Genomic DNA, 25,001 nt, shown 5'->3' on the forward strand with positions numbered 1-25,001 from the left:
GCTGGGCCCGGGGCGCCCGGGTATTTTGGACCTGGCCCGCCGCTGTTTCTATACCTAGGATTTGTCTCCTAGGTCGCGTTTTCGATTGGGGTCTGGCGAGTCCACGGTTTTATGGGGTCTTCGCGGTGTCCGAGTTGGTCGCATTTGGTGCGTGCGGCATAGGCCTGCAGGCGTGCTTTGCACTGCGCCCAGGAGTAGTGCCAGGACAGGGGCTGGCCGCCCGAATTGGCGGGGAACATGAACGTCAGATATGCGGTGTAGGCGGCGTCGAGTTCGAGCAGGAGGGCGCCGTGGCTGGCCCAGCAGTCCGGGATTGTTGTTCCGTCCAAGGCTGTCATGGTGCGGATCCATTCGACCCAGGGGGTGATGGTGTCCAGTCGTTGCCTGATTTCGGTTTCGGGGTGGGGTGTGTAGTAGTCGAAGGGGGCGGGCCATTGGATTTCGTCGTCGGCTGTCTCAGTATCCATGGTGGGCGTTCTCCTGTTGGTAGGTGGCCAGTTCTTGTTCATCGGGAAACGCTGATTCGGGCAGTGTGTGAGTTTGCGTGTTGAGGGGCCGGTCGGGAGTTTGTGGTGCGGCCGGGTTGTTGCTGTCGGGCAGCATGCCGTGCCCGCCGTGGTCTTGGTCGGCGGCGAGGGTGCGGGTGAATTCCTCTTCGCGGATCCAGTGCGGCTGTTGCTGTTCGTCCCAGAAGGCAGTTTCCTGATCGGCTGTGATGTGGTGGGCGCTTTGGGGACCAGAGCGGGGCTGGGTATTTGCGGGCGTGACTCGTTCCGGTGTCGGGTTTTCTGCGGCGAAGGTCGCCAGGTGCTGTTCCCGGGCGGTGAGGGCTGCGTTGATGGCTGGGTCCGTGCTGGTCGTCCGGGGGATGGTGGTTCCGGGTATGAGTTTGGCTGGGTCGGTGGTTTGTCGTTTTGTCCAGGCGTCGACTCGGTAGTGCAGGACCTTGGCAGGGTCGGCAGCGCTGTCGATTTCGCGGTAGGTGATGAGTCGTGGCAGAACGGCGTTCAGGTTTCCGGTCGTGGTTGTTGCTTGTCGGAAGGACTGGGCCAGTGAGGGCCAGGCTTCGCTGTTGAGGACGGTGTGCTTTTGTTCGTCGGTCAAGGGGGAGTCGTTGATGAGCTTTTCCCATTGGGGCTGGTCGGCGCTGTGGGAGAGGGTGGTGTATTCGTCCCTGATTTGGTCGAAGCCCAGCCATTTGGTGTGCTCGTCGCGTGCTTGTTCGGTGGCTGAGCGTTCGGCTCCTGCGGCGGTGAGGATGTGGTTGAAGACTTCTTCTGGTGTGGTGATGGCGGCTTCGATGCTGTAGGGGGTTTCGTCGCCGGTGACGAGGTAGAGGTGGTTTTCTTCTCGTGCTCTGGAGCTGATGACGTAGAGGAGTTCCCGGGTGGAGCTGCGGATGGCTACACCGTGGGCTGTGTCGACGGTGAGTCCTTGTGCTCCATGTCCGGTGGTTGCGTAGCCGAGTTCCATGTCTTTGGCTGCGTAGTCCTTGTCCACCCGGACGCGTGCACCTGTCATGGATTCTGGTGCTTCCGGGTCGATGCGCCTGAGTGTGAGGGCACCGGAGTTATGGACTTTCTCCACGACCCACTGGTCGCGGTTGGAAACTGCTTCACCGGCGGCGTCGGTGTTGGTGTTGTCGTTCAGGCGGGAGACGACGATGTCACCGCGGCTGGCATGGGTGCCATCGCGCAGGGCAACGCTCTTTCCGGCGCTGACGTCGCCGTTCTCAACTTTGTGGGCTCGGGCCCGTTCGTTGAGTTCCCGGACGGTGTCATTGTCCGGGGCAATGAGAAGCGAGTTCTTCCCTGCGGCTGTGTCTGCGAGCCAGGCAACGTACGCGGCGTCGAGCATTTCTTCCAGGTTTCCGCCGTGAAGGCGGCCTTGCGCGGAGTAGGTGTTGGTGACGGTGTGGTCCCCGGTGCGGATCTTCAGGGTCGCGGCCGCTTCCCATGGGTTTTGGAAGCGCCGGACTTCGGTCAGTTCTGGTGTGTCCGGGCGTGCGCGGACGAGCATGCCGAAAGCACCGCCTGTTTCCACGGCCTGGAGTTGGTGGTGATCGCCGACGAGGAGCAGTTTCGCGCGGGCTTTCTGGACTTGTGAACGGAGCTGGTCAAGGGTGTGGGTTCCGGCGAGCGATGATTCATCGACAATCACGAGCTGACCGGCGGTCACGGACCACTTGAGGTCTTCGGCGAATAGTTTCGCGTATCGGCGTTTCAAGGTGTCACGGGCTTCTGCTGAGCCGCATCGTTCCAGGGCGAGCTTGGCCGCAGCGATTCGGCGTTCACGCTTCAGGCCTCCCTCACCTACTGTTTCGTACAGCCATTTGGCGGTGTTCGCGGTGGGCGCGTTGATCTCGTCGGAGAGGATTTTGGCGGCCCTCTGTGAGGGTGCGAGCCCGATGACTGATCCGGGGCCGTGCTGTGATTCCCAGACCGCGCGCATGGCGGACATAGTGGTTGATTTGCCTGCCCCTGCCGGTCCGACGAGCAGGTCAAGGGTGCGGCCGCTCGTGGTGACTGCCACGACGGCGGTCGCTTGGTTGGATGAGAGGTGGTGACCGCTCTTGGTCGTGGTTGCACGGGCGATGGCGTGGGCGCGGTCAGCTTTGACCGTTGGTGCGGTGGTCAGTGTTGAAGCGGTCAGTAGTCGCGCTTCTGCGTCGAGGGTCCGTTGGGTGGTGTATTTGGCGCCGCGGTGTGGTCTGAATGAATGTCCTGGAGCCTCGGTGATCGGTGCAGGGGTGAGCAGGACTGACCGGCCGAGAGCCGTTTCGGTGATGGTCGAGATGGTCCGGTCACGCTCTGGTTGGCTGGCGAAGCGGTAGTGTCTGGTTGCGCGTTCGGCTTCCGCGCGCAGGTTCCAGTGAGTGAAGGACGCTTTGGAGTTCGAGACTGTGGCGAGCACCTGGGCGGTCAGCCGGTCAACGTGATCGGTGTGGAACCGCTCAGGCGGGGCCGCCATTGTGGTCAAACGCGCAATGATTGTCGTGGTTGGTTTCCCGGTCAGTTTCTCGGCGCGCTCAGCCCAGTGGTGACGAAGGTTTCCCAGGGGGATGATCTCTTTGTCTGGGCGGGTCTCTTTGGTTGCCTGGTCGGACCGGCAGCACCCAACAGCCGGCCACGGAGTGGACGCCCGCTTTTCCTGGTGCGAGCCTGCGAGTACCAGGGCTCTTTGAGTCGCATTGCTGGACGGCTTGCCGGCCAGGCCTTTGTCGTGAAAGGTGCACTGGCCTGAGGATGCTGCCGCGTGCACAAGAAAAGGGCCGGCGCAATTGTGCGCCGGCCCTTCCGTCCTTGTATGTGCTTATGCGGCCCCGGGGTGGGCCAACTTTCCTAGGGGTTAGGCGTGCTTACCCGGTCCTGATTGGTGGGCGCTGAGCCATTCTTCAATAATCTTCCGGGCCAGGGCGCTGGTACTCATGCCCATGCTGCCCGCTTGGGCGGTGAGTGCCTGGCTGACCGGGGCAGGGACCCGGAAGTTAAGTTTTGGTGAGTGGGATCCGGGTACGGCGTCAGGGTCCAGGCTGGGGCGGCCACCGATGACCTTGTTCAGTTCTGCGACGTTGAGGCCGGCCGCTTCAAACATCGCCCGGGCGTGCGCGGCGGCGTCCTTCCCGCGCAGAGCGGTAGTGGACGCGGGGTTGAGCTCCATCTCGTTCTCAGCCCATTGGGCCATGCGGTCGTAGCGGGCCTGGTCAGTGCCCTGGGGTTGGTCCTTGGTCATGCTCTATTTTCCCTCCATTCGGTCCAAGTGCTTCTGGCGCGCCTCCATGACGTGGAAGATCCAGATCGTGCGGGGCGGCACGGCTTCTGTCATGACTTCCAGCAATGGGCCTCCGAGTTGACGGGGCGGGCCAATGAACAAGGTGGGCTTGGCGTGGCCCTCGACCCGGGAATCGTCGAAGTCGGGTTCGACGTAGTACGCGTTCAACATCGCATGCAGCGCATCCTCATGCGCAACACCATGCTTGTCTGCTGATTCAGCGAACTCTACTCCCATACCTAAAGTGTACCACAAAACCTATTGTGTTACATAAGTAGGGTGTCGTCAATAAGTCAGAACAATGTTGGGGCATCCGGGTCCGTGCCGGTTCTACGGCAAGCCGCTCAAGCCAAGGACGCTTGTCACCAACGGTGTGGGCCAGGCACAATCCCACCGACACAGCCGATGGAGGTTCCAGCGTCACGACCATGCCCACGATGGCCCTGCTGAAGACGTCGACGCCCACGGTCAGATACGGGCGGCCAATCGACTGACGTTCCCGTTCGTCAACGATGACCACATCAATGATCGTGTGGTCGATCTGTACCTGCTCCAGAACCGAACTGATCAGCGGCACTTCACCGCCCGCGGCCTGCAGGGGCCTCACAGCATCCGCTCCTTCCCTGCGTCGTCCCACTTCAACGGGGTTGAGCATGGAAATACGCCGAGTCACCGTGTTCCGTATCGGGGGCTTGAAGCCTTTCAGCACGCAGGCCCGGGCAATCTCCCGGTGGAGCGCCGCAATGCTCAGTTTTTGTCGCGTCAGGAACCGCCGGCGGATCAGGTCGCGCATGATTTCTTCGACCGGTTCGGGCAGCCGGTTTCGGCCCTTACCTCCGGTGGAACGACGGACCGCAAGGTCCGTTACGAGACCTGAACCTTGGCGATACCGGGCGAGCAACACGTAGACCCGGCGTCGGGAAATAGCAAGCTCCTTGGCCGCTTGGTCAACAGCAGCAGCGCTGGGGCTGCGGCGCTCCGCCAAGGCACCGATAACCAAGGCACGATTCCGGGCTTGTTCCCAAGCGGCGTCAGACATCGTCAGTTGCCCATCGGCAGCAACACGACTCGGGTCCGCATCCATGCCTGCCTCCTTTTAGGAACAGGAGTACCGAACAAAAGCACCATAATGCACGGGACTATCGAGTAACCAGTGGTCAAGAGCCCTGTGCACAAGTCCCCGAATCACAGGGAAGTTTGTGCCGTCAGCTTCTGAAAGTGACATTTCGTGTCAGTTTCAGGAGCCGTCTGCACCGAATATCAGAAGTCCTCTGCACTAAAAGCGCCCGCACGCGTGCCGATATGGCGGTGAGGGCGGTGTGCGGGCGCTTCATTGGGTAGTCTCCACCGACTGGAGGGGTTTCAAATTCGTTGACAGGAATCACAAACTGAGTATCGTTACATTCCTCTACTTAGGGGTTGGAGATGCCATGGGCGCTCAAGATTGTGGATGCGGTCCCGGACCAACGGAAGAGTTACCGGGAGGGACCAAAAGCCCGATAAGGCCTCCCAGCGGCCAGTTAAAAAGACCAGCGCGAATAGATGTGCATTGGAACCTCTACGCAGGCGAAGATGCGCGGGCGATAATCTCCATCACCGCCGTAGGCGGCTCTGTCCGCGACGCTCGTTATGCGGTCGACACCGGCGACCACCTCCTGACCTACCAATTCGATAGATCAAAATCGCTGCGATCTTGGACAGTTGATGAGCACGAATCTGGCTTGGTCGAAGGAGGCTTCGGGCTCCTTCGACGTCGCGGATCAATCGAGAAAGTGTCTGCATACGCCGCCAAGGCTGGCATCCCTCCGACTCTAAAAAAGCTAGCGACTACGTATCCGTTTCCACCGTTTCTCGCCGTAATTAGCTCCTTGGGACTCGCCTTCGAGCCTACGCTGATCGACGACGTTGACGATGTTGTACGAGACTTGCTGCGGAACGAGAAGATCGCACGCACAATCAATCTGGGGTCGGGCTCGACTGGATGTTCTGAAAGTGGCTACTGCAGCCCAGAATTCTCTAGCTGCACAGAATGCAGTGGGGACTCCGGCATCTTCGGGGACTTCGAAAATTGGCCCCCAGGAGGCAGTGGAGGCAGTGGAGGCGGTGGAGACGATGGAGACGACGAGCGCATACGGCAGTGCAATGAACAGTTTCTCCGCGAACTCCGAGAGTGTAATTACCGGAAGATGCGGTGCGACCTGGCTAGGCCTGACTTAACAACCAACACTTCGTTCTCGGATTCCAAATTCGCTTCTTTCCTGAGCGCCGCGGACTACGACATCTGCGACGAAGAATTCGACGCATGCCTTGCCTCCATCGGAATGCGTCACAAGTTATGCCTAGCTGGCTTGGGCTTGCCGCTCTAGCGGGTCCCGGCTGAAGGCGCAACCGGTCCTTCAACGCAAAAAGGCGCTGCAGTTGGGTGCAGGCAAGTTCCGAAAAAGTGACTGTTTGTGCAGGGGACTATCGAGCAGAATGCAGTTTCGTGCAGGGGACTTTTGACATCTTCGCGTCCATACTCATCTGCACTACCCCGGAATTCCGTGGGCGATTGTGCAGTCAGCTTCTGAAAACGACAGCGTGTGTTGTCGTTTTCAGAAGCTGACTGCACTGAATGTCAGAAGTCGTCTGCACTGAGAAGTTCTGCCCGATAGAGGATCCCTAAACGGGGCGCTCATGACGACCGACGCCAGGTTAACGATCGGCAGCTTGTTGGCCTAATCGCTCATTTCGCAGCCTGACGTCGCGTCCGTCTACGTGGATAATTCGTCGTATGAATTCGCTTCGCGCCGAGATCAGCCTCTTGCCAACCCGTGAAGGAGGCCGTAGTGGTGCTATCGATCTGGGCGGTCGTTATAGGCCCCATCTGAGAGTGAATGGTGGGGAGTATCTGGGGGTCGCACTCCGAAGCGACATGGGAGCGACCCTTGAGCCTGGGGGAAGTGACATTGTGACCATCGACCTGCTCTACGACATTGACTACGCGGCATTGTCCCCCGGAGCGCGCTTCAAGATTCTCGAAGGCAACAGACGGATCGGAGCTGGGGTGGTACTTTAGCTTCTGCCAACGCACACACTCAGGATTCACACTAAATGGTCAGCACTGGGGTCCGGTAGACCATCCCTGACCGGACGCAAATCCCGAATGGGAGATTGAGCCGTCCGGGTCAGCTTCGATCAAATATTCAACAACGGCTCGTCAAACCAGACATCTTCGTAGCCAGGTGCCAAGAGGAATCGCCACCCCACGGGCAAAGCGAGGTAGGGAACGACTTCAGGACACCAGGTCGTCAGATGCTCGACGTGCAACGGATCGAAGAAGTCATCCGCCGTTCCGAGATCTTCACCCCGCCAGATGAACCAGCCACTCGTCCCAGCAGCGGCTGGATGCCTCAGCCCGTTGAGGGGATGAACATCTGGCGACCGCACGTTCTTGGAGACTCCCACCTTCACGCCCTGCAACGGCGGTGTAGGGACAGCCCCGAACCTGGCGGTCAGCTGCATCTGGGCGAAAAGGATCGAATCGTGCATATCTAGCATCTTCGCCTATGAAAGCGCGCATAGCCCTGTCCGGTGAAGGACCCCTTAACGGACATAGGGCTGGCCTACTCGGACAGCTCTCCTGCGGCGATTCGTTCCGCCGTGCGGCGGTACGCCTCGGTGATGTAGTCCTCGACGTCGCTGGCGGCAACCCGCCAGACATTCCGCCCTCCGACCTGAATCCCCCGGAGCTCGCCGGTCTTCAACAGCGCTCTGATCTGGCTAACTGACACGTTGAGTTCTTCGGCGACCTGTTCAACAGTCTGAAATCTGTACGCTTTGGCTTCATCGGACACGCGTCCATCGTAAGGGCCGCACGGCCGGTACGGCGGGCAGCTGCAGCCGGCCTTGCCAATAAGCAGCATTACCCGAGTGGCCGCGTGAGACGTAGAAATCTACCCATCGCTGTCGGCGACTACCCTCCAGCTCTCAGCACCCGCTCATATTCTGGCCACTTAGGAGAATTTTGGACCTGCCTCTTCCAAGCCCGATTTCTTGCCACGCGTTCTTTGAGTTCATCTTGTGGGAACCCGCACTCGAGCAGGAGCCGCAGGAAGATCACGCTCTTGGATGCCTCCAGCACATCCATGAGTAGCCCGTAATCCTCGGACTGCCCTTCGGGCAATGCCAAGCCATGCGCGAGTCTATTTCGGACCTTCACGGAAACCTCCGCCCACTCCTTGACGTGGTCCTGGAAAAACCACTCAAAGAATGATGCCGTTTCACCGCCGACAAGATCCTCCAGCCTCTGCTGAAGGGTAAATTCCGACAGTTTGACGGCATTGAAGATCGCCCGCCTTTCAGCACTGTTAAGTCCCAGGGCTTCCCGGCAGTCGGAGAGCTTAGTTTTGAGGGAATCCGCAAAGGGCGTCGGCCGACCTACGGTCAGTTCGCGCTGGATCTGTTCCACGGCGCTTACTGCCGCGAACGTCTCCATTTCCAGGTAGCCCCGCTGCTTTCGGGGTGCCGCGATCGCCATTGGATTCAAGAGTGTTTCAGATAATTGAAGCCACCGAGTCATCACGTCCTGAAAGAATGCATCGTTGTCGCGTATGAGAGTCGATAGATTGTTCATGTGTTGTTCAGGCGAAGTCCAGGGGTCAACCTTCACGTCGGAGATTCGGGTGTCCAAAACCTCGTAGTTTTCGTCGAGGATATTCCAGAGTTTCTTTGATGAGACGTCGGACTGCTGGCCGGACATGCAGGCAATGAAGGCAGTCACCGGGAGTTCGAAGTTCCGGTCCAGCTCCTCCAGGGTCAGGCCCTTCTCCGCACTAACCTTGACTGCGATTTGATCCCTGTATGAACTTCGACCTAAACCGGATTCACCGGAACGCATGCGGACGATACTGACTTCGCAGCCTCTCACGTTTGGCAGGACGGCCCCAACTTCAAATGCCTCGTCAGGATCACCCTCCTGGATGTGCCGCCAACGTCCCCACAGTCCGGCCAAACCCGAGCAATGAAAAGTGGCAGCTTTGAAGCGAGTGGAAGGTAGAAGGTGGGCTCCGGAGACCATTTCAAACGACATCCATGTCTCAGCCAAACTCTCCGACGGGTTCCCTTGGGTTTGGCTCGACATGATGGAGCGGAACAAGGTGTATTTGGCTCGTCCACAGGTCCCATGCAGCGTGACATCTGCCATTTGTCCAGGTTCGTCAATTGACCGACCTATCGAATCGATCGTAATAAGTTCGTAGTTTCCCTCTTCGGCCACCCGGAGCACTCCGGGGACTGGGTTCTCGGGAGTATCTGCACTCCACCAATAACCTGCCGCTTCATGCGTCGTTGTTTCCGCCATAAGCAGAGGGTACGCGCCACACGAGGACGCTGCGCCCTAGTAAATGGCAGGATCGAGCCCTCAAAAGTCCGTTTCGCGGCTGTTGGACGCGGCGGCAAGAAATTCCCAGGAGTTTAATCAGTAGCTTCGGCCGCGCGCTGACGGGCGGCGGCTTGCTGATGCCTGTACAGGGTCGCCCGGTTCCACCCGACCAGGCAACCACCACCTGAGACGTGCCCCGCTGGTCGTCGGGGCACGTAGTATTCGGGAAAAATCAGGCGAATAAGGGGCGGAACCCAAGTACGGCCGCCCACATGGGGGACCGGGCGGCCGTACGGTCCGCTGGTCTCAATCAGTGGACCAGTACGCCCCGCGTAGGAGTCAACGGTAGGGCGCACTTTGGAGGGGCCGGGCATCCAGTCGGCCCCTGATGGTGACCGGGGCAGTATTGGCAATGGTACTGCCCCAAACGCCCGCACTGTATGAACGCGTCCCTGGTTCGTGCGGGCTGTCAGGGCTTAATAGCTTTTCCGGTCCGGGTGATGACGGCTGAAGGCGTTCACCTGGAGCGAAGCCCCTGCCGGCTTGCGGGTGTCCTCCATTGCGTGCCCGGCCACAGGGAGGGGTGCTGGGCGGGTACCCGGCTCGTCCGAGGCGCACTCAAGTTGCCTGTGACCACAGCGCCGGCACACATCCGGTGCGTCCCGGGACAGCCGGATCGCATGGAAGGGGTTCCACGGCGGTGAGGGCCTCGGGCATTCTTCGGTGGCGGCGCTTTTTGAGCCGGAGAAGCCCGTCCACGGCCACTGTTTCCAGCCGCGACAATAACTCTTGCGACAGAGTTGTTGCGTTGTTCGACCAACACCGGCCTTTGGCAAGGATCCCACCAATCGGGCGGCGTGGGTTGCTGCGCTGCGCCAGCCCATCAGTAGTGCAGCAGAAGACATCGCCGCGAATTTCATCATCTTAGCGAACTCGCGCCCTAATCACGGATGAAGCCCTCCAACGGAGGGACGTAAGCGGTTTGCCCCGGTTCGACGGGCTTCCGCATCAACATAGGAGAATAGCTCATGAGTTCCATTACTAAGCGACGCGCGAAATGGGTCGTCGCCCCGGTCCTGGCCTTGGGTCTGCTGACCGGCGGCGCATTGGCAGCTAACGCGGCAGCAAATTACACCGGAGAAAAGGGGCCCAACACCATCGCACCTGGTGCGACCGGCGTCACGGGCCTGGGACTTTCGAACCAGGCCGCCGCGGAAGTTAATGACACACTGACTTTCACATTCCAGGCGCCCTCCAATGGCACCTTCGCGGACAACCAGCTCGGGCAGGAATGGTTTTTTAATGGCTCCTCGCAGGGTCTGACGTGGTCTTCCGCGGGTTGCGTCCTCAGCAACGGCAACAAGACCCTCGTGTGTTCAAACGTGCCGGTGAAGGTGAAGGGCAACTCCGGCGGGAACCCTGGTTACAACGACATTTACGTGCACATCAAGGCAGACGCAACCGCCCCGTACGGGACTACCTTCAACAACGGTACGGTCAATTGGACGAGCGCCAATGGCACAATTCCGTCGACCGGTCCCAAAGCTATCGGGTTCAGGACCCCTGCCCAGGCGGCGACACCGATGGTTGATCCTGTGGTTGGTCTAGGCGCCGCGGCTTTGGTTCTGGGCACGGGTACTGCCGTGGCCGTCAACCGCCGCCGACGCGCTGGCGCCGTAGCCTAGCGGGCCCGTTGCTTAGCCTTGATCCACTCAACATCGGTGGATCAAGGCTAAGCAACGGTGGCAAGACCTTGGACTGCGACGAGTCGATTGTGAAAGCCGCCGCGGGCAACAACAAACATAGCGCTGTGAAATACATAACAGATGTGGGCTTCATTGGATTCTTCCTCTGACTCTTCGACCGCTTCGTGTAGCGCGTTGAGCCACGGAACGAGCCAATCAGTACCAGCGTGCCATGCATAAAGCAGCCCCTGGGCGGCTCCGACTACCGTCACACTTTTGTACTGTCCGTTGTACTGTCGAGCAGCTTCAGTTACTAGGGCGTGTACCGGTGAGGCGAGGACGGCACCAGCAGTAGTGTCCCACTTCCTTGGAACTAGGACACGACCGGCCTACAATCACCGAGATGCACAAGCGCCCGGCAGGGATCCTTTACCGGACGCGGCGCCGATTGGTTGTCGGCGACCTTGGCACTAATGTGGCTCGTGATCCTGCCCTAGCGCGTCAGACACCGGCAACGGCGCGTCGTATCTGGAGAGGGAGGCAGCCCGTTCGAGCCGGGCCAGGACCCGCAAACCGATCCTCTATCGGGGCCCAAATTCGCAGCGCGGCCGACTACTGACCTTCAGTGCAGACCGCTCCTGAAAATGACAATCCCTTCCAGCGTCTTCGTAACCTTTCCGTCCCGAATGTTGTCCCAAAACGGTCTCTGTGAGCGTCAGCAGCAAAGAGAACTTTCGGGACAAGCACCTATTGGGCTTCAGGAATCCATAGCTAGATAGCGATAGACGGTGGCGCGACTGGCCCCAATGATCTTTCCAATGTCCGTCGGCTTGAGCCCGCGTAGCTTCAGTTCGTGGGCCCTCTTGACCTTCTCGTGGTCAGTGGTGACCTCTCGGCGTCCCGCTCTTCTGCCGTTAGCAGCTGCAGCAGCCATGCCAGCCTTGGTCCGCTCGGAGAGTTGGTCTCGTTCAAGCTGAGCGAACGCGGAAATGATGGTGACCATGGCCTGGGCCATCGCTCCCCCGACTTCACTCCGAGATTCTTATCAAAGGATCCTTTGATGAGATGACTCGAGCAGTGTGATGCCGAGTCCGTCAGCTAGTGCCGATTGACCGGCATCCCCCCGTTGAGCAGCTTTGGAGGCAGAGGGGGTAACGGAGTCGAACGCGAAGGCGCCCGCCGAAGCACATGGTCGCGGAGAGGCCAAGGCGGCTGTGACCAGTAGCACGTGACTCGGGTCATGCTCGGGGTTTCCAGCGTGTGGGTACTGAAGGGTTCGCGTGGCATCCTTTGTGGTGGATCACATCGGCATGTGTTTTGGGCGTCAAGCTTTCATTCGTTTCATGAGTCCAATCACATGACCTCATGAATCTTAACCAAGGTTGGGTTAGACTATGACTGTCTTCATGAGCAGAAGATGAAGGAAAAAATTAAAGAGATATGTTCTCCAACTTCCGGATGCGGAAGAGGAGCCCCACTCCGGGACGAGTGGGACCCCTCAGTTCGGACTGGCTACACGGGCCAGTGTTGGATGAATCGCTCAAGTGCATATATGAAAGCCGCTAGCCCGAATAGAACCCGGCCAGGTTCTACTCGGATGGCGGCTTTCACTTTAACTTCAACGCGAGGTTGTCGTTTCTTAGCCACTTGGTCTTCACCTCCTTTCCTACCCCGCCCACAAGGTGCGGACACCCTGTGCCAGGGTGTTGTAGTTCGGGAAGTAGCCGAACACAGACCAGTCTACAGTTCACACCCCGGGAATCTCAGAGGAACGCAGAGTTGCGCCAGCGGGCTAAAGGCAGCTCCCGCCACGTCTGAATCCCGTCAGAATTTCAGGACCAAACGGCAATGAGATCGACGTGGTCAGCGCTAGAAGCGCTCCGTCCCGGTGCTACTTTGCATACTCGCCGGAATGACCAGGTATGAACGGGAGGGCGGCCACACGTCCCAGTTTTCCTTCCATATGCCACGTTGGATGCCCGCATTGCGTTAGGCCCTCGTGGCGGGGATCAGCCAGTCCTTGCCATGGTGTTTACCTTCGCAAGTACAGGTGCAGTCGTCCCCGGTCGCCTTTCGGCAGCGCCGATCGCACTTTTCGGTTGGACTATAGTGCATTTCGATCTCTACGCTTCCATCACGAATGGCGATGAATTCCGCGACTTCGGTAGCCCGGTTGGCCTTCAGCTGCTTCAATCCAACTCGGCCTGATAGCGGCCCCCGCGGCATCCTTGAACATGCTTTTGTTTGAGGGCTCCTCACCCCGCGGCGCCCTGAGCCCATGAACCTGGATACGACCGCTCAGGGGACGAATGATTCTTGCTGTCATGTCCCCCGCCCTGCAGGGTTCGCGGCCCGTGGACCTCCGCCGCCGTGACGGTGCAGCTGCGCTGTCAGCAGCCCTCGAACAGACCTTCACTAGGGATGCGGCCTAAAATATGGGGGTGAAAGTGACCCTGACTGTACAGGCCGGCAACGGCGAACTCAGCCATGTCGACGCCGAAGGCGATACATACGAGACCGCCAAAGCCGCCGTCGAAGGACTGATCCCGGAAGGCTCCAAAGCCATCGCCATCCGCACTGACTAACGCCTTCAATTGCGTGCCGCACATGGCCCTGTCCTCCCAACCATGAACTCGGTGAAGCTTGGACTGAGTCGGTTCGAGAGCAGCGTTCGCCGGGTGGGTACAGTTCTGGCATGGCGACCATTTCTCGTACGGTCCAGTGGACCCTGCTAACCAATCTCAATGAGGCTCTTGCGATCCTTCCTCCGGCCGTTGAACAGGCACAGTTCACCGTGACGTCTCTGACCCCCAACGACATTGCCGTAGACGTCCCAAGGTCGCTCCGTAACAACCAGTGGGCCGCGAAAATTCAGGGGGTCATCACTCCCGACGCAGACAAGACTCACATTGAATGGCGAGTTGACGGGCTTGGAAACAAGCACTACAAACACCTCATCAAGATCTCGGAGGGACTCCCTGAAGGGCTGCTGGATGATCATGGCATCCAAGAAGCGGCGAGCCGTGTCGCCCTACGCATCTTCGGCCGAAAGGAAATCGCCCACCTCGCCAACGTTTTGGACCGCGGCGAAACTGTGAACGCCATCGGGGTTGGACGGTTTGAGAACAAAGCAGGGATCGCAGCGGCAACGGACCGTCGATTGCTCTTTTTGGAAAAGAGCATCGGGTCGGAAGATCTCACGTCTTTCTCCCTAGGAGCAATCCAGGCAATTGATCTGAAGAAGGCGCTGGGCGGTGAAAGCCTGACCATTAACCACTCCGGAACCAAAGCGTCAATTTCAACCCTTGGCCATGGACAAGGCGACTCCCTGATTCGTGCGATCCGGGCTACCCAAAACGCCGCTAAGCCGGATCAACCATCATCAGCACCCGCAGTTGATGTCATCGGACAACTTGAACGTCTTGCCGAACTTCACGCCAAGGGCATCCTTACGGATGCCGAGTTCCAAGCCCAAAAGGAGCGTCTGCTTTCCTCCTAGGAGTTCTGCTGTTTGGGGTGTCGGTTAGAGACGCTGTGACTCATTCGGCCGGCTCGACGAGTTCGGGGCCGTTGTTGCGGACGATGTTCACTCGGGTGCTGACGATCCGGGGTGTCAGCGTTGGTTCCGGCAGCGAGTCCTGGAAGACAAGCGGCACGCATGATCGGACGCTTCCAAGCCAAGGCTAGTGCGCTTGCCATTCGAAGAGCCCGTGGCGGGTCAGATGACCCAGGCCAGCGCCGCGTGGTGGCGGAGACGCGGGTGGCTGCGGGCTTGATGACACTCCCAGATGCACCTTGTCATGACTAGGAAACTTCATTGCCCCACGCGGCGTCACAGGCTTTAACCGAGCCCGCCGGACAGCATGTCAGTCCTCTCGGTTGCGAGGCAGAAAGTCCATGCGAAGGAGGGCGAATACCCGGACCGCGTCAAGGAACTGAACACGCGAATGCCCGGATGGGCCCGCACACCCTGATCCCGGGAACGGCTCAGCGACAGGCAGGGTTACTTATCGGCCCAGCGTTCGTGCGCAGCCTGGCGGCTGATCCCAGCTGCACGACCAATATCCGCCCAGGAAACGCCTGCAGTTTTGGCGGCCGCGACAGTCTTATCCAGACGGTGCGCGGCCTGGCGATTCTGCCCGCAAACAGGTAGCGACGAAGGCAGGGACCCTGAACGTTCGCGGTGGCCCTATCAGGGGCAGTCGGGATCGTCTTGGTAGGCGATCATCAGGGTCGCGGATGCAATCCAAACGAGGCCTATTGCCATGACAGATGCGGTCCCTCCGGCGAAGCCTGAAAAGGTTGCAGCGAGGGCTACGCCGGCCGCGGAGGCGGTGCCCCCTAGGCCTGCGCTGACCGTGAAGATCTGGGATCTCAGTTGTGCGGGACTGTGATGGTTCCGCAGGAAGAGCATCGCGGCGGTGGCAGGTGCGGTGAATGTCCCGGCAAGGCCGATGGCAATGATGGTCCACCACGCTCCGATGTCCAACGCGGCGGCGAGCGTTAGAAGGCCTGTTGAAAGGAAACTGCCCATCATGACGAACTCAGACCGGCGCCGGTTGGATTTTACGGTCTCGACGATGGATCCCAGGAGGCTTCCCAGCGCAAAGGAGGTCACCAAGCCAGCCCCCTCGCCCGGTGACCCGGACTTTTCCAGTGAGAGTGCCACGGCAGCTACTGCCAATGCCCCTTGCCCTAATTGGCTCAACGCATAGGAGACGGTAACTACGGTCAGTGGTCTGTGACCGGAGATTCTTTGCAGCCCCGCTTTGATTGCTTCGAGGGGAGAATTCCTGGCCTGGGTGTGCGGGCCTAGGCCGATGGTTTGGACACACACGGATCCCAGCACCGCTGCTCCTGTGAGGACGACTAGGGAAACATGAGCGGGCAGGAATGACGCAAGGATGGCCACAACGGCCGGTCCTGCGACAGCGGCGGCATTGTATGAGAGGGCGTCATACGCGAACGCCTTGCGAACGTCCGGAACCACGCTGATGACGAAACTCGACAGCCCTCCCATATAGAAGGGAGTTGCTGCCCCGGCCGCAATCAGGATGAGAAGTACAACTGGCAGCTGTATCACCCCGATAAAGGAAGCGGTCGTCAAAGCTGTTGCGGTTATCAGTCCGGCTCCAGCAATGACGGATCCTGGCCTGCGGGAACGATCCAGGATTACTCCTGCCAGCGGTGCGGCCAGGACGCTGGGTCCCAGTGTGGCTGCGACAAGAAGCCCACCTATGGTGACATCGTTGAATTGCTGGATAGCAAGAATAGGTAGCGCCACGGCAGCACCGAAATTCGCCATTCTCGCTGGGACCGATGCGGCGAGGTATGCGAACGCGCCCATGTGTATTTATGCCCTTCCAAGCCTTCGACGAGTGTTTCGAGGCTTCCAATTGGTACCGGAACCTCCCGTGTTGCGAGCGACGGGAGGCTCCGGGGAATAAAGGTCCCTTTCTGGGCGGACGGCAGATGATGAGACCTTCAGTCTGTTTCGGGTCCCCAGCAGAACTCGCAGTCCTCGTCACAGGCGAAAGTAAGCGAAGGTGACCGACGGCCCGGTTCTCGGGGTGGTGCTCCATCTTGAAAAGGGGCCCGGTCTCGTTGCTGCCGCTGTCCGCGGGAATCGTCCGGCGTCACTGCAGGCGCTTCCTTCCAGTTACAGAATGCTGCCGTTGGCCCAATCGCAATTGGCCCGGCGTGCTCGCCATGGGTCCCTCCTTCACTGGAGAACAGGCGTGTTGATCGAAGACGGCCGGACTCATCAGAGGCCCCTACTGATGCCAATCTCTGCGTGCTGTGTGTTTGCTATATCTGGCTGATCTCTCGGATGAGGCCATGCGGCACGTCCGAGCTGACGACTGCGCTATATAGGTCGTAGCCGTGGCGGGTTACGAGAATTCCGCATTTCTGTGCCTTGGCCGTCTGCATGAGGCTGCTGGTTGCTTCGGTCAGGCTTTCGTCGCGACGCGCAGCGTCGAAGACTCTTATCCGGACCGAGGAAACCTTGTGTTCGATGTGCTCAGTTGCTTCCGGTTTGTTATTTCTCATCGTTATGCCAATCGATGATTCGGTTACTTGTAGGGCTGTCGGTGGAACCGAGGGGTGTCCGTTGGCCTGGCTGTCCAGGCAGTCATGACGGTGCCTCGGGATTGAAGTTCCGGAGATGTTCTCTTCCACGGGCAGGTAGAGTGCTCAGAAAATTCCGCCGTCGGTTATGGCCAGGGGGGCACGTCGGGCAGGCTATTGCACGAGTCTGCGCTGTGCAGCCTGGCGGCGTGCCGCCGCCATGCTTGGCGGCGGCACGCTTTGGGGTCCGGGCGGGACCCTGCCGTCAGACGGTATTCGAAATGTCTACCGTATTCTCGCTGGCGGCGATGCGATCCCGGATAGTACGGTCAATGCTCGGCTGACCGCCTTGACCGTTCGTCGTCATGACGGTGCAGGGGGTTCTCGCCGATCATTCCCGGTCCAGCAGTTAGAGCTGGATCTGGATGTGGTTCTGGGGTGCCGACCCAGCTCCACGGTAGGCAGTTACTTCAACCTCGACCTTGTACTGCGGGCCTCCCAAGGGGCTGCAAGTAACGGTCCTTGCGGGGTCAATGCCCTTGAACGCCCGTCCGATCTCTGCCATAACAGCTTCTGCTTCGTCAGGATTCGGGATCGTGATGCGGGAAAAGACAACGTCTTCCATGGATGAGTCCGCCGCTTTGAGGGCCTTCTCGATCGTGCGCAGGGCCTGCTGGGTCTGTTCCACTGCGGTGTCCGCGAAGACCTGGGTAGCGTAGTCGACACCGGCAGTGTTGGAGACCATGACCCAATCACCCACAGCGACGATCCGGGAGTAGCTCTCCTTTTCTTCGTAGGGGCTACCGGACTTGATTTTGGTGATGTTGACCATTAATTTTCAGCTTTCTGTTGGTTGGTGTACGTGTTTTGGGTTGGTGAAAGGAATCGTTCGGGCGAGACGAACTGGTGACGCAGCGATGGAGGTTCGCCGAGTGCGGATCCGGCGAGGAAGTCACCGATGGCGGAGGCATGCTTGAACGCGTGACCGCTGCAGCCGCCGGCGAGGATCACTTTGCTCCCTGGCTCCCTTGGTCCCAGTACGAACTGCAGGTCCGGGCTAAAGGTGATCATGCATGTGTACGAATCCGCCGGTTCGGGGTCGATGCCGTGGAAGTACTGCCTTACGACATCGCGTGCGCCCGCTACGTCTCCGTCGGAGAGTTCACGGTCGATGGTGTCCGGGTCGGTCGGCCTGATGTTGAACTCGTTATCGGGCGCTCCGACCTTGATGGGGAGTCCATCGATACCACCGTGTCCCCAGATGGTCCTTTGTTCATCGATGTGGCGGATGAACACGGGCAGCTGGTCGACGTCGAGGGCGCCTGCGGTGGGACGGAACCAGGTCATGATGGTGCGCATAGGTGTAAGGTGCGGCAGATCCAGCAACTTGGAGATCCAGGGCCCAGCTGCCACGACGACCGAGCGGGCGCGGATGACCCGGCCCTCGGTGTGGACTTCAACACCGTCGGTGGTTTCACTGATGGCGGTGACCTTCGTACGGTCCAGCACCTGTGCGCCCTGTGCTTTCGCCGCGTTGATGGCCGCCGTGATACTGGCTTCTGGTCGCAAGACACCAGCGTTCGGGTCCCACAATCCCACGTAGGAGGGGTCCGTGTTCGCGAATACCGGGAAACGCTGGGCCAGATCCTCGGAGCTTAATTCTTCAACAGTGGCGCCAGCGTTGGCCGCAGCTTGACGGGTTCCGACGATGAGCTCGCTGTTCCGGGGCCCGACCATCACGCCTCCCGTCAGTGTGAGCAGCTCAGTCCCGGAGACGTCCTCGAGCTCGCGCCACAGCTCATGTGCGTGCAAAGCCATTGATCCCAGATCTGGATGTTCAAAGCACGCGAGCCGGAACAGGCGGGTACTTCCGTGGGACGAACCGAGATCGTGAGCGATTTCAAATTGCTCCACGCCAATCACGTTTACACCCCTAGAGGCGAGTCGCCACAGGGTCATAGATCCCAGGGCGCCGAGCCCTACGACCACGACGTCTGCATCGTACGTTGTCACTTTTCCTCCGTTGAGGTGGTAGGGAAGGGGATCACTGACCGCCTCTGTCGGCGGTTCAGCAATGTGTAGAGAGCCACTGTGAGGCCGATCATGACCAGCCCAAACCCGAGAACGCCTACTGCGGCCGCAGCCACGTCCGGGCTGGTGCTGAATCGAATACCGCTCCACAGCTTTCTAGGCAATGTGGTGACGTCCAGGCCACTGAGGAATATCGATACAACCGATTCATCAAAGGACATGAGAACGCCCATGAGAACTGCCACGGCAAGGGCCGGGAGCATCAGAGGAACGACGATGGTGCCGATGGCCCGGGCTTTGGACGCGCCGAGGCTCAGTGCTGCGTCTTCTAGCCGCACTTCAGTGCTGGTGTATCCAGCTGCAATAACGAGGTAACAGATGGGCAGCGCCAGAACGGTTTGCGCAAGGACAAGACCGAGTTCGGTGTCCACCAGACCGAGCCGGACGAAGGTTACGTAGGCTCCGAGTGCGAAGACCACGGTGGGGATCGTCATCGGCAAGAGCATCCCTTGGTCGGCAGCTCTAGCCATCAGCTTGGTCTTCGCGGTGGCCAGAACGGTCAACGTTGCGATAACCACCGCTATCACCGCAGCAGTCACGGCGATGCGCAGGCTCGTCAAGGCAGCGTTCACCCAGTCAGGCGCGAGGACGGCCTCAAACCACTGGGTGGAGAACCCTGGGGTCGGGAACACCAACACCGTTCCGGATGTGAAGGCGATGGGAACGAGGATGGCCATCGGGGCCAGACTGAAGATAACGATAGCGACGTAGTAAATGCCATATGCCGATTTCCAGACACCGCCCTCAATGTTTGCGTTGGAGCGTCCTCGCCTTGCCACGGGTGACAGGGCGCCTTGTTGGGGTTGATCAGTCACCTGAGGTGTGCGCTTGTAGCGTCGCCTGAGCAGCCACATGGCTAGCCAGATGACGCCCACAGCAGCTGAAGCCAGGAAAGCCAGCACAACGCTCAGTGCCGCGGCAAATGAGCGGTTGGATCCTCTTTCGATGGTTCCTTGGATCAATTGCGCGAGCATCGTCTGTGAGGTACCACCGAGAATGGCAGGAGCGATGAAGCTTGCCATCGCAAAAAGAGTGACGACGATGAGTCCTGAGGTAACACCGGGCAACGTCTGCGGCAGGACCACGCGCAGCATGGTGCGAAGCTTGGAGGAACCGAGCGCTTCGCTGACCCCCATCACTTCCGGGGGAATCCGCCGCATGACGGCCACGAGGGAGAACGTCATCAAGGGAAGCGAGACGTGAACCAATGCGATCACCACGGCGAAGTCTGTGAAGAGGAACGACGTGGGTTTGTCCGTGACTCCAAGTGCGCGGAGGAGGTTGCTGATCAGCCCGTTGCTGCCGAGCATGGCCATCCAGCTGAACGTGCGGACCAGGCTGCTTGTCAGAAACGGCACGATGACCGCAATTACAAGCAGCATCCTCTGCCAGCCTGTTCGGGTGGCAATCATCCAGGCTGCCGGATATCCGACAACCAGCGTAATCACAGCAACTGTGAGCGCAATGCGAACTGTAGTCCAGGTGACACTGATGTAAACAGGTGAAGCGAAGAACTGCTCGAATCCTGTGCCCGTGAAGGCTTCGGGGAGGATCCGCAGGATGGGCCATATATACAGGCCTGCGAGAAGAAGAAAAGCGGGCGCAAGGAGCGCGACGGTCCAAACCACCGCGCTCCTTCCCGCTGCTATTGAAGCAGCCATGAATCCCATCGCTTCTTAACATCGGTGGAGTTGTCGACCCACCATGCTGTATCGAGCGTTACGCCCTTCTTTGCGTTTTCGGGGAAACTCGGCAGTTTCGCGTTCACATCAGCAGAGAGGTTTGCATAGGCGTTGGTGTTTGTAGGGCCGTACGGGATCGCCTTCGCAAGCGCTGCCTGGGAGTCAGGCTGGACTGCGTATGCGATGAAGTCCTGGGCAGCAGCAGCGTTCTTCGCTCCCTTGGCAATAGCCCAGTACTCGGTGTCGCGTACGGCTCCGTCCCACGCGTAGCCCCAGTTGGCGCCGGCCTTGATAGCGTCCTCGGCGCGGCCTGCTGACTGGAATGACACGGCGACGTCGCCCTGTTGCATCAGCGACTGAGAGTCGCTTGGTCCCTTGAACCCGACGACTTGGTCTTTGATGCGATCGAGTACCTTGAATGCCCGGTCGACATCGAGCGGGTACATATCCTCGGGGGCTACTCCATCGCCCATGAGTGCGAACTCGAGTGTCCGCTCGGGCACGTCAGGGAGTGACCGGGGAAGCTTGATGCTCGGGTCGAAGAAGTCCTTCGGGGTCATGGACGCGATCTTGCTCTTGTCCCACACCAGGTTGGTGCTGAACTGGATGTAGCCGACGCCGTGGTCATTGACTACGTCGGGAGCAATGCCCTCGGTTTTGATTTTGCCGAAGTCCAGGGGTTCGAGCAAGCCGCTCTTCACTGCGTTCGCAAACGGCGCGCCTTCCAACGAAACCACGTCCCAGGTAACGTCCCCGGCTTCTTCCTGTGCTTTGAGCGGGTCGAAGCCAGTGCCTTCCGTGGCCTTAACCGTTACGCCCGATTTCTCGCTGAACGGGTTGAACAGGGCAGTCTGTTGGGCCTGCTGGAACGATCCTCCATAGGAGGAGACCACAACGTTCCCGCCGCCAGAGCTGCTGTCTCCGTTGCCGGAGCTACACCCTGCCATTGCGAAGGACAGTGACAACACACCGGCGACCACTGCAATGTGGCGTTTAGGTGCTCGAAGTTTCGAGATCACGGTCCGCACCTTCCTTTCGTTCGTTTTGCGTCAGCACACTCTTTTGCGCTGAACGTCTAGCTGGTTTCAATCTCGGGAGAGACACGTGGCTGCCTGTGCGGGCCAGGAAATGGCCACACGGGTGCCTGGTTTTGTCAGCGGTGGCTGACCTTCGACCACACCGCGAATTTTCTGTCCGTCATCCAGGAGACACGTTGCGATGTAGCGCCCCTCGTTGAAAATGACGTCCACACATTCGCCTTCGAGCTCGGTCGAGTCGCCGTGGATCTTGTCCTTGGCCGGTGCGATGGTGACGAGGTTCTGCTGGACCGCGACAAGAATGGGCCCATCAGCGCCGTCCCAGCCTTTTGAGGGGACAGCCGCTGAGCAGATACTCGTGTGACCCCTCTGCCATTCGGCCTCCACAACCGTGGAGTCGCCTACAAACTCCGCGATGAACCGGTTCGCCGGACGGTAGTACAGCTCCGGTGGTGCACCGACCTGGATGAGTCGCCCGTCTTTCATGACGGCCACACGGTCGGCCAGGGCCATGGCCTCTCCCTGGTCGTGGGTCACGTACACGACTGTCACGCCGAGTTCGGCATGCAATCGCTTCAACTCGTGCTTCATTTCCTCGCGCATTGAACGGTCCAGCGCTCCGAGGGGCTCGTCCATCAGGAGGACCCGGGGCCCGAAAACGACGGCGCGGGCGAGAGCGACACGTTGCTTCTGCCCTCCGGAAAGTTCGGATGGGTAGGAGTTGGCCTTCTCCGACAGGCGAACCAGGCGGAGGGCTTCGTTGACGCGCGCTGTCTGTTCGTTTTTCGGGACGCGACGGGCCTTCAACGGGTACGCGACGTTTTCCCAGACAGTCATGTGCGGGAAAAGTGCGTAGTCCTGGAACACGATGCCGATGTCCCTGCGATTGGGCGCGATACTGGTCACAGAGTCTTGCCCGATGAGGATTTCACCGGTCGTCGGTGAGAGGAACCCTGCGATCAGCATCAGCAGTGTCGTCTTGCCGGAGCCGCTGGGACCCAACAATGCGAAGAACTCCCCATCCTGAATGTGCAGGTCAAGCTTTTCGAGTGCGTGTCCACCCCGCACATACTGATGTGAAACGCCTTCGAAGGCGACGGTTGCAGGCCGACTGATAGTCATGGGCCGTGTCCGATCAATAGTTGTCATAGGTCATGACCGACCGTGGTATCGGTGAGCACCTCAAACCCGCCGTCGGTGACCAGAACAGTATCGCCAAAGCGTGCAGAAGTGATGCCTTCTGCGTAGATACCAGGTTCAACTGCGAAGATCATCCCCGGCTGGAGCACGGTGTTGTCTCCGTGCTTCAGTTCCGGGAACTCCAGTTCCGAACTGCCGAGGCCTCGACCCGTGCGGTGCCGAAGGGCGTCTACGAGGCCGTGCCTTTCGACCACTGCAAAAGCTGCTGCGTGGACGTCGCCGGCGGTCTTGCCGGGTGCAATCGCGTCCAGGGCAGCCGCTTGGGCTTCCTCAGCGACATTGATGATACGGCGGACGTCCGCAGGGATTTCCTTATCGCCCGCGAGAAGCGGACGGTCGAATCCGACGCTGTGGCCGAAGAGCGGCATACCGCACAAGCACAGCTGAACGATGTCGCCGTTCTCAATGACGCGCGTGGAAGCGAGTCCGTGGGCGTGCGATGAGCGATCACGGCCCGCTTGGATCAGCGGAGTGGCGAAACCGACCGGGGTGTACTCCCACTCGTCCTTCAGCCAGTAGGCTGCGCGGTCCATCCCCGAGGTGCGGTGGATTCGAGATACTTCCCATTCCGTCATGCCCGGAGTCAGCTCTGCCTTGATGGCGTTGTAAGAGTGGAGAGCGATGTCCGCGGCACGGCGAACGACACTGATGACTCCTTCGTCCTTGATCAAGCGTGCAGCGACCAGCAGGTCGGAGACGTCCTTGACCCGTTCCACTCCGAAGCCCCCGCGCAGCGTGTCGATGGATGCTGCGCTCGACTGGTAGAAATCGGCTCCGATTACGGCGGTCTTGTCCGGGGAGAGTCGTTCTAGGACCCGGTTCAGTGCCTCCAGATGGGTGCGGGACGGGAACGCGGGATCATTCCATTCGATCCATTCCTCAGTGACGGGAATCCAGGACTGGAAACGGATCTCCGCGGTTTCAAGGCGGGGTGAAACGAACTCGGGCTCCCCGTTGGCGGGGAGTACCAGCCAGAGCGGCCGGATCCCTGCCAGCCCGTCGACGCCGCCCAGGTAACGGCGGGTGTCCTGCCCGGAAGCGACAAGAATGTCGATGCCGTTGGCGCGGAGTGAGGCCTGAATCTCGCTCGCACGGCGGCGGTATTGCGCCTCGCTGGGGAATGACTTAGCTACCACTTCAATACTCCTTTTGTTACACCCTGATTAACGTGTGCTACATACAATGCAACCATATGTCGCAAGTCACGTCAATCAAAAGTTGTACTGGGTGTAACCTTTGGTACATGGATGAGACGCTGGGCGATGGCCATCTGGAATTGGATGCGGAAGACCTCAAGATTGGCGCCCGGTTGCGTGCCGCCCGCAAAGGCAGCGCTTTGACACTGGAACAGCTCGCCCAGGCGACCAACCTGAGCAGGGCGTTCCTCAGTCGCGTTGAGAACGATACGGCGCTTCCCCGGCTGCCGACGCTGATTGCCATATGCAGGGCCCTGGCGCTTCCTGTCGGTTCTCTCTTCACGGCAGCTGAAGAGAGCCTCGTCCGTTCTGGCGAAGGGCTGCCCATCGTTCCGGTCGCCGGCGGAGAGGTCGTCGAGTGGCTCGTCACGCCAAGCTCGGAGCCCAACGTTCAGCTCCTCCGGGCGAGCTACCCGCCCGGCGGCGGTTCCGGAGAGGACCTGCATGAGCTCGATGCCGAAGTCGAGGTCGTCCACGTTCAGCGGGGTCGTCTCATCATCAGCTTCGCCACCGGTGACGTGGAGTTGAGGGAGGGTGACACGCTCACCTTCCGAGCGAAAGAACCGCATGGCTGGCGAAACCCGGACGCACACGCGACGGCAGATGTCCTGTGGGTCATCGCACCCGCGCCGTGGGGGCTTCGCCGTAGGGCGGCCGCAGCAGAGACCGCACAAACCGATCTGGTTTCAATCGCGGGAGCCTGACTACCTCCACGGGAATTCATTTTGGCTCGGCAAGACCAATCGGAGACTCAAGCGCAGTGAGCGCTTCGCACATCTTCAGTCCCAGCAGTGGGGGGGGTCAACCCATATTGAAGCCTTCCGGCAGATTCGCCAGGCTAGCAACGCCGCGGCCAATGTTGACCACAGGGCGCAGCGGCCCCCTGATCCTCAGTTCGCGCATAAATT

General features: G+C 59.8%; 22 protein-coding genes and 1 pseudogene. 5 read left to right on the forward strand and 18 right to left on the reverse strand.

What is annotated here, in order from left to right:
• Positions 1–68: 68 nt before the first annotated feature.
• The 9 genes and pseudogenes from ACFRJ9_RS21440 to ACFRJ9_RS21480 form a co-directional block, all read right to left on the reverse strand.
• Positions 69–467, reverse strand: coding sequence for a hypothetical protein (locus ACFRJ9_RS21440; protein WP_377672275.1), 399 nt, complete (start codon positions 465–467; stop codon positions 69–71).
• Entirely contained in the window at positions 457–2,970 is a 2,514-nt protein-coding gene (locus ACFRJ9_RS21445) for an ATP-dependent RecD-like DNA helicase (RefSeq protein ID WP_377672429.1), read from the reverse strand. The genes ACFRJ9_RS21440 and ACFRJ9_RS21445 overlap by 11 nt, the downstream gene beginning before the upstream one ends.
• A gap of 378 nt (positions 2,971–3,348) precedes the next feature.
• Positions 3,349–3,732 carry a hypothetical protein gene (locus tag ACFRJ9_RS21450; protein ID WP_377672277.1) on the reverse strand — a complete coding sequence of 128 codons (384 nt, stop codon included), beginning with the start codon at positions 3,730–3,732 and terminating at the stop codon, positions 3,349–3,351.
• Positions 3,733–3,735: 3 nt separating this feature from the next.
• A complete protein-coding gene (locus ACFRJ9_RS21455) occupies positions 3,736–4,008 on the reverse strand; it encodes a hypothetical protein (protein ID WP_377672280.1) in 273 nt (90 codons plus the stop codon).
• Positions 3,989–4,855 (reverse strand): hypothetical protein, encoded by an 867-nt coding sequence (locus ACFRJ9_RS21460; RefSeq protein WP_377672282.1) that lies wholly within the window; start codon positions 4,853–4,855, stop codon positions 3,989–3,991. Before ACFRJ9_RS21460 ends, ACFRJ9_RS21455 begins: the two co-directional genes overlap by 20 nt.
• Before the next feature lie 2,093 nt (positions 4,856–6,948).
• The gene (locus ACFRJ9_RS21465; protein WP_377672284.1) at positions 6,949–7,302 is read right to left on the reverse strand and encodes a hypothetical protein; all 354 of its coding nucleotides are present in this window, start codon (positions 7,300–7,302) and stop codon (positions 6,949–6,951) included.
• 74 nt (positions 7,303–7,376) lie between these two features.
• Entirely contained in the window at positions 7,377–7,607 is a 231-nt protein-coding gene (locus ACFRJ9_RS21470) for a helix-turn-helix domain-containing protein (RefSeq protein WP_377672286.1), read from the reverse strand.
• Between the two features lie 119 nt (positions 7,608–7,726).
• Positions 7,727–8,650 carry a HEPN domain-containing protein gene (locus tag ACFRJ9_RS21475; RefSeq protein WP_377672431.1) on the reverse strand — a complete coding sequence of 308 codons (924 nt, stop codon included), beginning with the start codon at positions 8,648–8,650 and terminating at the stop codon, positions 7,727–7,729.
• A 117-nt stretch (positions 8,651–8,767) separates the two neighbouring features.
• A pseudogene (locus tag ACFRJ9_RS21480) lies at positions 8,768–9,112 on the reverse strand (hypothetical protein); the annotation flags it as partial.
• A gap of 1,049 nt (positions 9,113–10,161) precedes the next feature.
• On the opposite strand from ACFRJ9_RS21480, the gene ACFRJ9_RS21485 reads away from it, so the two are divergent.
• Positions 10,162–10,818: a hypothetical protein gene (locus tag ACFRJ9_RS21485; protein ID WP_377672289.1), complete on the forward strand. Its 657-nt coding sequence runs from the start codon at positions 10,162–10,164 to the stop codon at positions 10,816–10,818.
• Between the two features lie 757 nt (positions 10,819–11,575).
• Here the strand turns inward: ACFRJ9_RS21485 and ACFRJ9_RS21490 are convergent.
• Complete coding sequence (locus ACFRJ9_RS21490; protein ID WP_377672291.1) at positions 11,576–11,833, reverse strand: recombinase family protein; 258 nt, start codon at positions 11,831–11,833, stop codon at positions 11,576–11,578.
• A gap of 1,294 nt (positions 11,834–13,127) precedes the next feature.
• Here ACFRJ9_RS21490 and ACFRJ9_RS21495 point away from each other — a divergent pair.
• The 3 genes from ACFRJ9_RS21495 to ACFRJ9_RS21505 all read left to right on the forward strand — a co-directional run bounded on the left by ACFRJ9_RS21495 (position 13,128) and on the right by ACFRJ9_RS21505 (position 14,317).
• Positions 13,128–13,250 (forward strand): hypothetical protein, encoded by a 123-nt coding sequence (locus tag ACFRJ9_RS21495; protein WP_377672294.1) that lies wholly within the window; start codon positions 13,128–13,130, stop codon positions 13,248–13,250.
• A gap of 15 nt (positions 13,251–13,265) precedes the next feature.
• Positions 13,266–13,403, forward strand: a complete 138-nt coding sequence (locus tag ACFRJ9_RS21500) for a hypothetical protein (protein WP_377672296.1) — start codon at positions 13,266–13,268, stop codon at positions 13,401–13,403.
• Between the two features lie 110 nt (positions 13,404–13,513).
• Complete coding sequence (locus ACFRJ9_RS21505) at positions 13,514–14,317, forward strand: PH domain-containing protein (RefSeq protein ID WP_377672298.1); 804 nt, start codon at positions 13,514–13,516, stop codon at positions 14,315–14,317.
• A 693-nt stretch (positions 14,318–15,010) separates the two neighbouring features.
• Here ACFRJ9_RS21505 and ACFRJ9_RS21510 read toward each other — a convergent pair.
• The 8 genes from ACFRJ9_RS21510 to ACFRJ9_RS21545 all read right to left on the reverse strand — a co-directional run bounded on the left by ACFRJ9_RS21510 (position 15,011) and on the right by ACFRJ9_RS21545 (position 24,033).
• Entirely contained in the window at positions 15,011–16,165 is a 1,155-nt protein-coding gene (locus ACFRJ9_RS21510; RefSeq protein WP_377672300.1) for an MFS transporter, read from the reverse strand.
• Between the two features lie 461 nt (positions 16,166–16,626).
• On the reverse strand, positions 16,627–16,869 hold the full coding sequence (locus ACFRJ9_RS21515; protein ID WP_377672302.1) for a hypothetical protein: 243 nt from the start codon (positions 16,867–16,869) through the stop codon (positions 16,627–16,629).
• 427 nt (positions 16,870–17,296) lie between these two features.
• Entirely contained in the window at positions 17,297–17,719 is a 423-nt protein-coding gene (locus ACFRJ9_RS21520; protein ID WP_377672305.1) for a RidA family protein, read from the reverse strand.
• Positions 17,719–18,900: an N-methyl-L-tryptophan oxidase gene (gene solA, locus ACFRJ9_RS21525; RefSeq protein ID WP_377672307.1), complete on the reverse strand. Its 1,182-nt coding sequence runs from the start codon at positions 18,898–18,900 to the stop codon at positions 17,719–17,721. The genes ACFRJ9_RS21520 and solA overlap by 1 nt, the downstream gene beginning before the upstream one ends.
• Complete coding sequence (locus ACFRJ9_RS21530) at positions 18,897–20,639, reverse strand: ABC transporter permease subunit (RefSeq protein WP_377672310.1); 1,743 nt, start codon at positions 20,637–20,639, stop codon at positions 18,897–18,899. The genes solA and ACFRJ9_RS21530 overlap by 4 nt, the downstream gene beginning before the upstream one ends.
• Positions 20,624–21,679, reverse strand: coding sequence for an extracellular solute-binding protein (locus ACFRJ9_RS21535; protein ID WP_377672312.1), 1,056 nt, complete (start codon positions 21,677–21,679; stop codon positions 20,624–20,626). The genes ACFRJ9_RS21530 and ACFRJ9_RS21535 overlap by 16 nt, the downstream gene beginning before the upstream one ends.
• Positions 21,680–21,745: 66 nt before the next feature.
• Positions 21,746–22,819, reverse strand: a complete 1,074-nt coding sequence (locus ACFRJ9_RS21540; protein ID WP_377672315.1) for an ABC transporter ATP-binding protein — start codon at positions 22,817–22,819, stop codon at positions 21,746–21,748.
• Between the two features lie 23 nt (positions 22,820–22,842).
• Entirely contained in the window at positions 22,843–24,033 is a 1,191-nt protein-coding gene (locus ACFRJ9_RS21545; protein WP_377672317.1) for a M24 family metallopeptidase, read from the reverse strand.
• Between the two features lie 107 nt (positions 24,034–24,140).
• Between ACFRJ9_RS21545 and ACFRJ9_RS21550 the strand changes: the two genes are divergently transcribed.
• Positions 24,141–24,797, forward strand: a complete 657-nt coding sequence (locus ACFRJ9_RS21550) for a helix-turn-helix domain-containing protein (RefSeq protein WP_377672319.1) — start codon at positions 24,141–24,143, stop codon at positions 24,795–24,797.
• The last annotated feature ends 204 nt before the right edge of the window (positions 24,798–25,001 follow it).

It is taken from the genome of Paenarthrobacter sp. NPDC056912 (assembly GCF_042786555.1).
Lineage (GTDB): Bacteria > Actinomycetota > Actinomycetes > Actinomycetales > Micrococcaceae > Arthrobacter.

Coding starts and splice junctions, on each gene's coding strand:
- ACFRJ9_RS21490 (WP_377672291.1), bottom strand. CDS start 11,833: ATGGCCCAGGCCATGGTCACCATCATTTCCGCGTTCGCTCAGCTTGAA.
- ACFRJ9_RS21460 (WP_377672282.1), bottom strand. CDS start 4,855: ATGGATGCGGACCCGAGTCGTGTTGCTGCCGATGGGCAACTGACGATG.
- ACFRJ9_RS21530 (WP_377672310.1), bottom strand. CDS start 20,639: ATGGCTGCTTCAATAGCAGCGGGAAGGAGCGCGGTGGTTTGGACCGTC.
- ACFRJ9_RS21475 (WP_377672431.1), bottom strand. CDS start 8,650: ATGCGTTCCGGTGAATCCGGTTTAGGTCGAAGTTCATACAGGGATCAA.
- ACFRJ9_RS21485 (WP_377672289.1), top strand. CDS start 10,162: ATGAGTTCCATTACTAAGCGACGCGCGAAATGGGTCGTCGCCCCGGTC.
- ACFRJ9_RS21455 (WP_377672280.1), bottom strand. CDS start 4,008: ATGGGAGTAGAGTTCGCTGAATCAGCAGACAAGCATGGTGTTGCGCAT.
- ACFRJ9_RS21505 (WP_377672298.1), top strand. CDS start 13,514: ATGGCGACCATTTCTCGTACGGTCCAGTGGACCCTGCTAACCAATCTC.
- ACFRJ9_RS21515 (WP_377672302.1), bottom strand. CDS start 16,869: ATGAGAAATAACAAACCGGAAGCAACTGAGCACATCGAACACAAGGTT.
- ACFRJ9_RS21450 (WP_377672277.1), bottom strand. CDS start 3,732: ATGACCAAGGACCAACCCCAGGGCACTGACCAGGCCCGCTACGACCGC.
- ACFRJ9_RS21465 (WP_377672284.1), bottom strand. CDS start 7,302: ATGCACGATTCGATCCTTTTCGCCCAGATGCAGCTGACCGCCAGGTTC.
- ACFRJ9_RS21440 (WP_377672275.1), bottom strand. CDS start 467: ATGGATACTGAGACAGCCGACGACGAAATCCAATGGCCCGCCCCCTTC.
- ACFRJ9_RS21550 (WP_377672319.1), top strand. CDS start 24,141: ATGGATGAGACGCTGGGCGATGGCCATCTGGAATTGGATGCGGAAGAC.
- ACFRJ9_RS21495 (WP_377672294.1), top strand. CDS start 13,128: ATGATTCTTGCTGTCATGTCCCCCGCCCTGCAGGGTTCGCGGCCCGTG.
- ACFRJ9_RS21445 (WP_377672429.1), bottom strand. CDS start 2,970: ATGGCGGCCCCGCCTGAGCGGTTCCACACCGATCACGTTGACCGGCTG.
- ACFRJ9_RS21540 (WP_377672315.1), bottom strand. CDS start 22,819: ATGACTATCAGTCGGCCTGCAACCGTCGCCTTCGAAGGCGTTTCACAT.
- ACFRJ9_RS21520 (WP_377672305.1), bottom strand. CDS start 17,719: ATGGTCAACATCACCAAAATCAAGTCCGGTAGCCCCTACGAAGAAAAG.
- ACFRJ9_RS21510 (WP_377672300.1), bottom strand. CDS start 16,165: ATGGGCGCGTTCGCATACCTCGCCGCATCGGTCCCAGCGAGAATGGCG.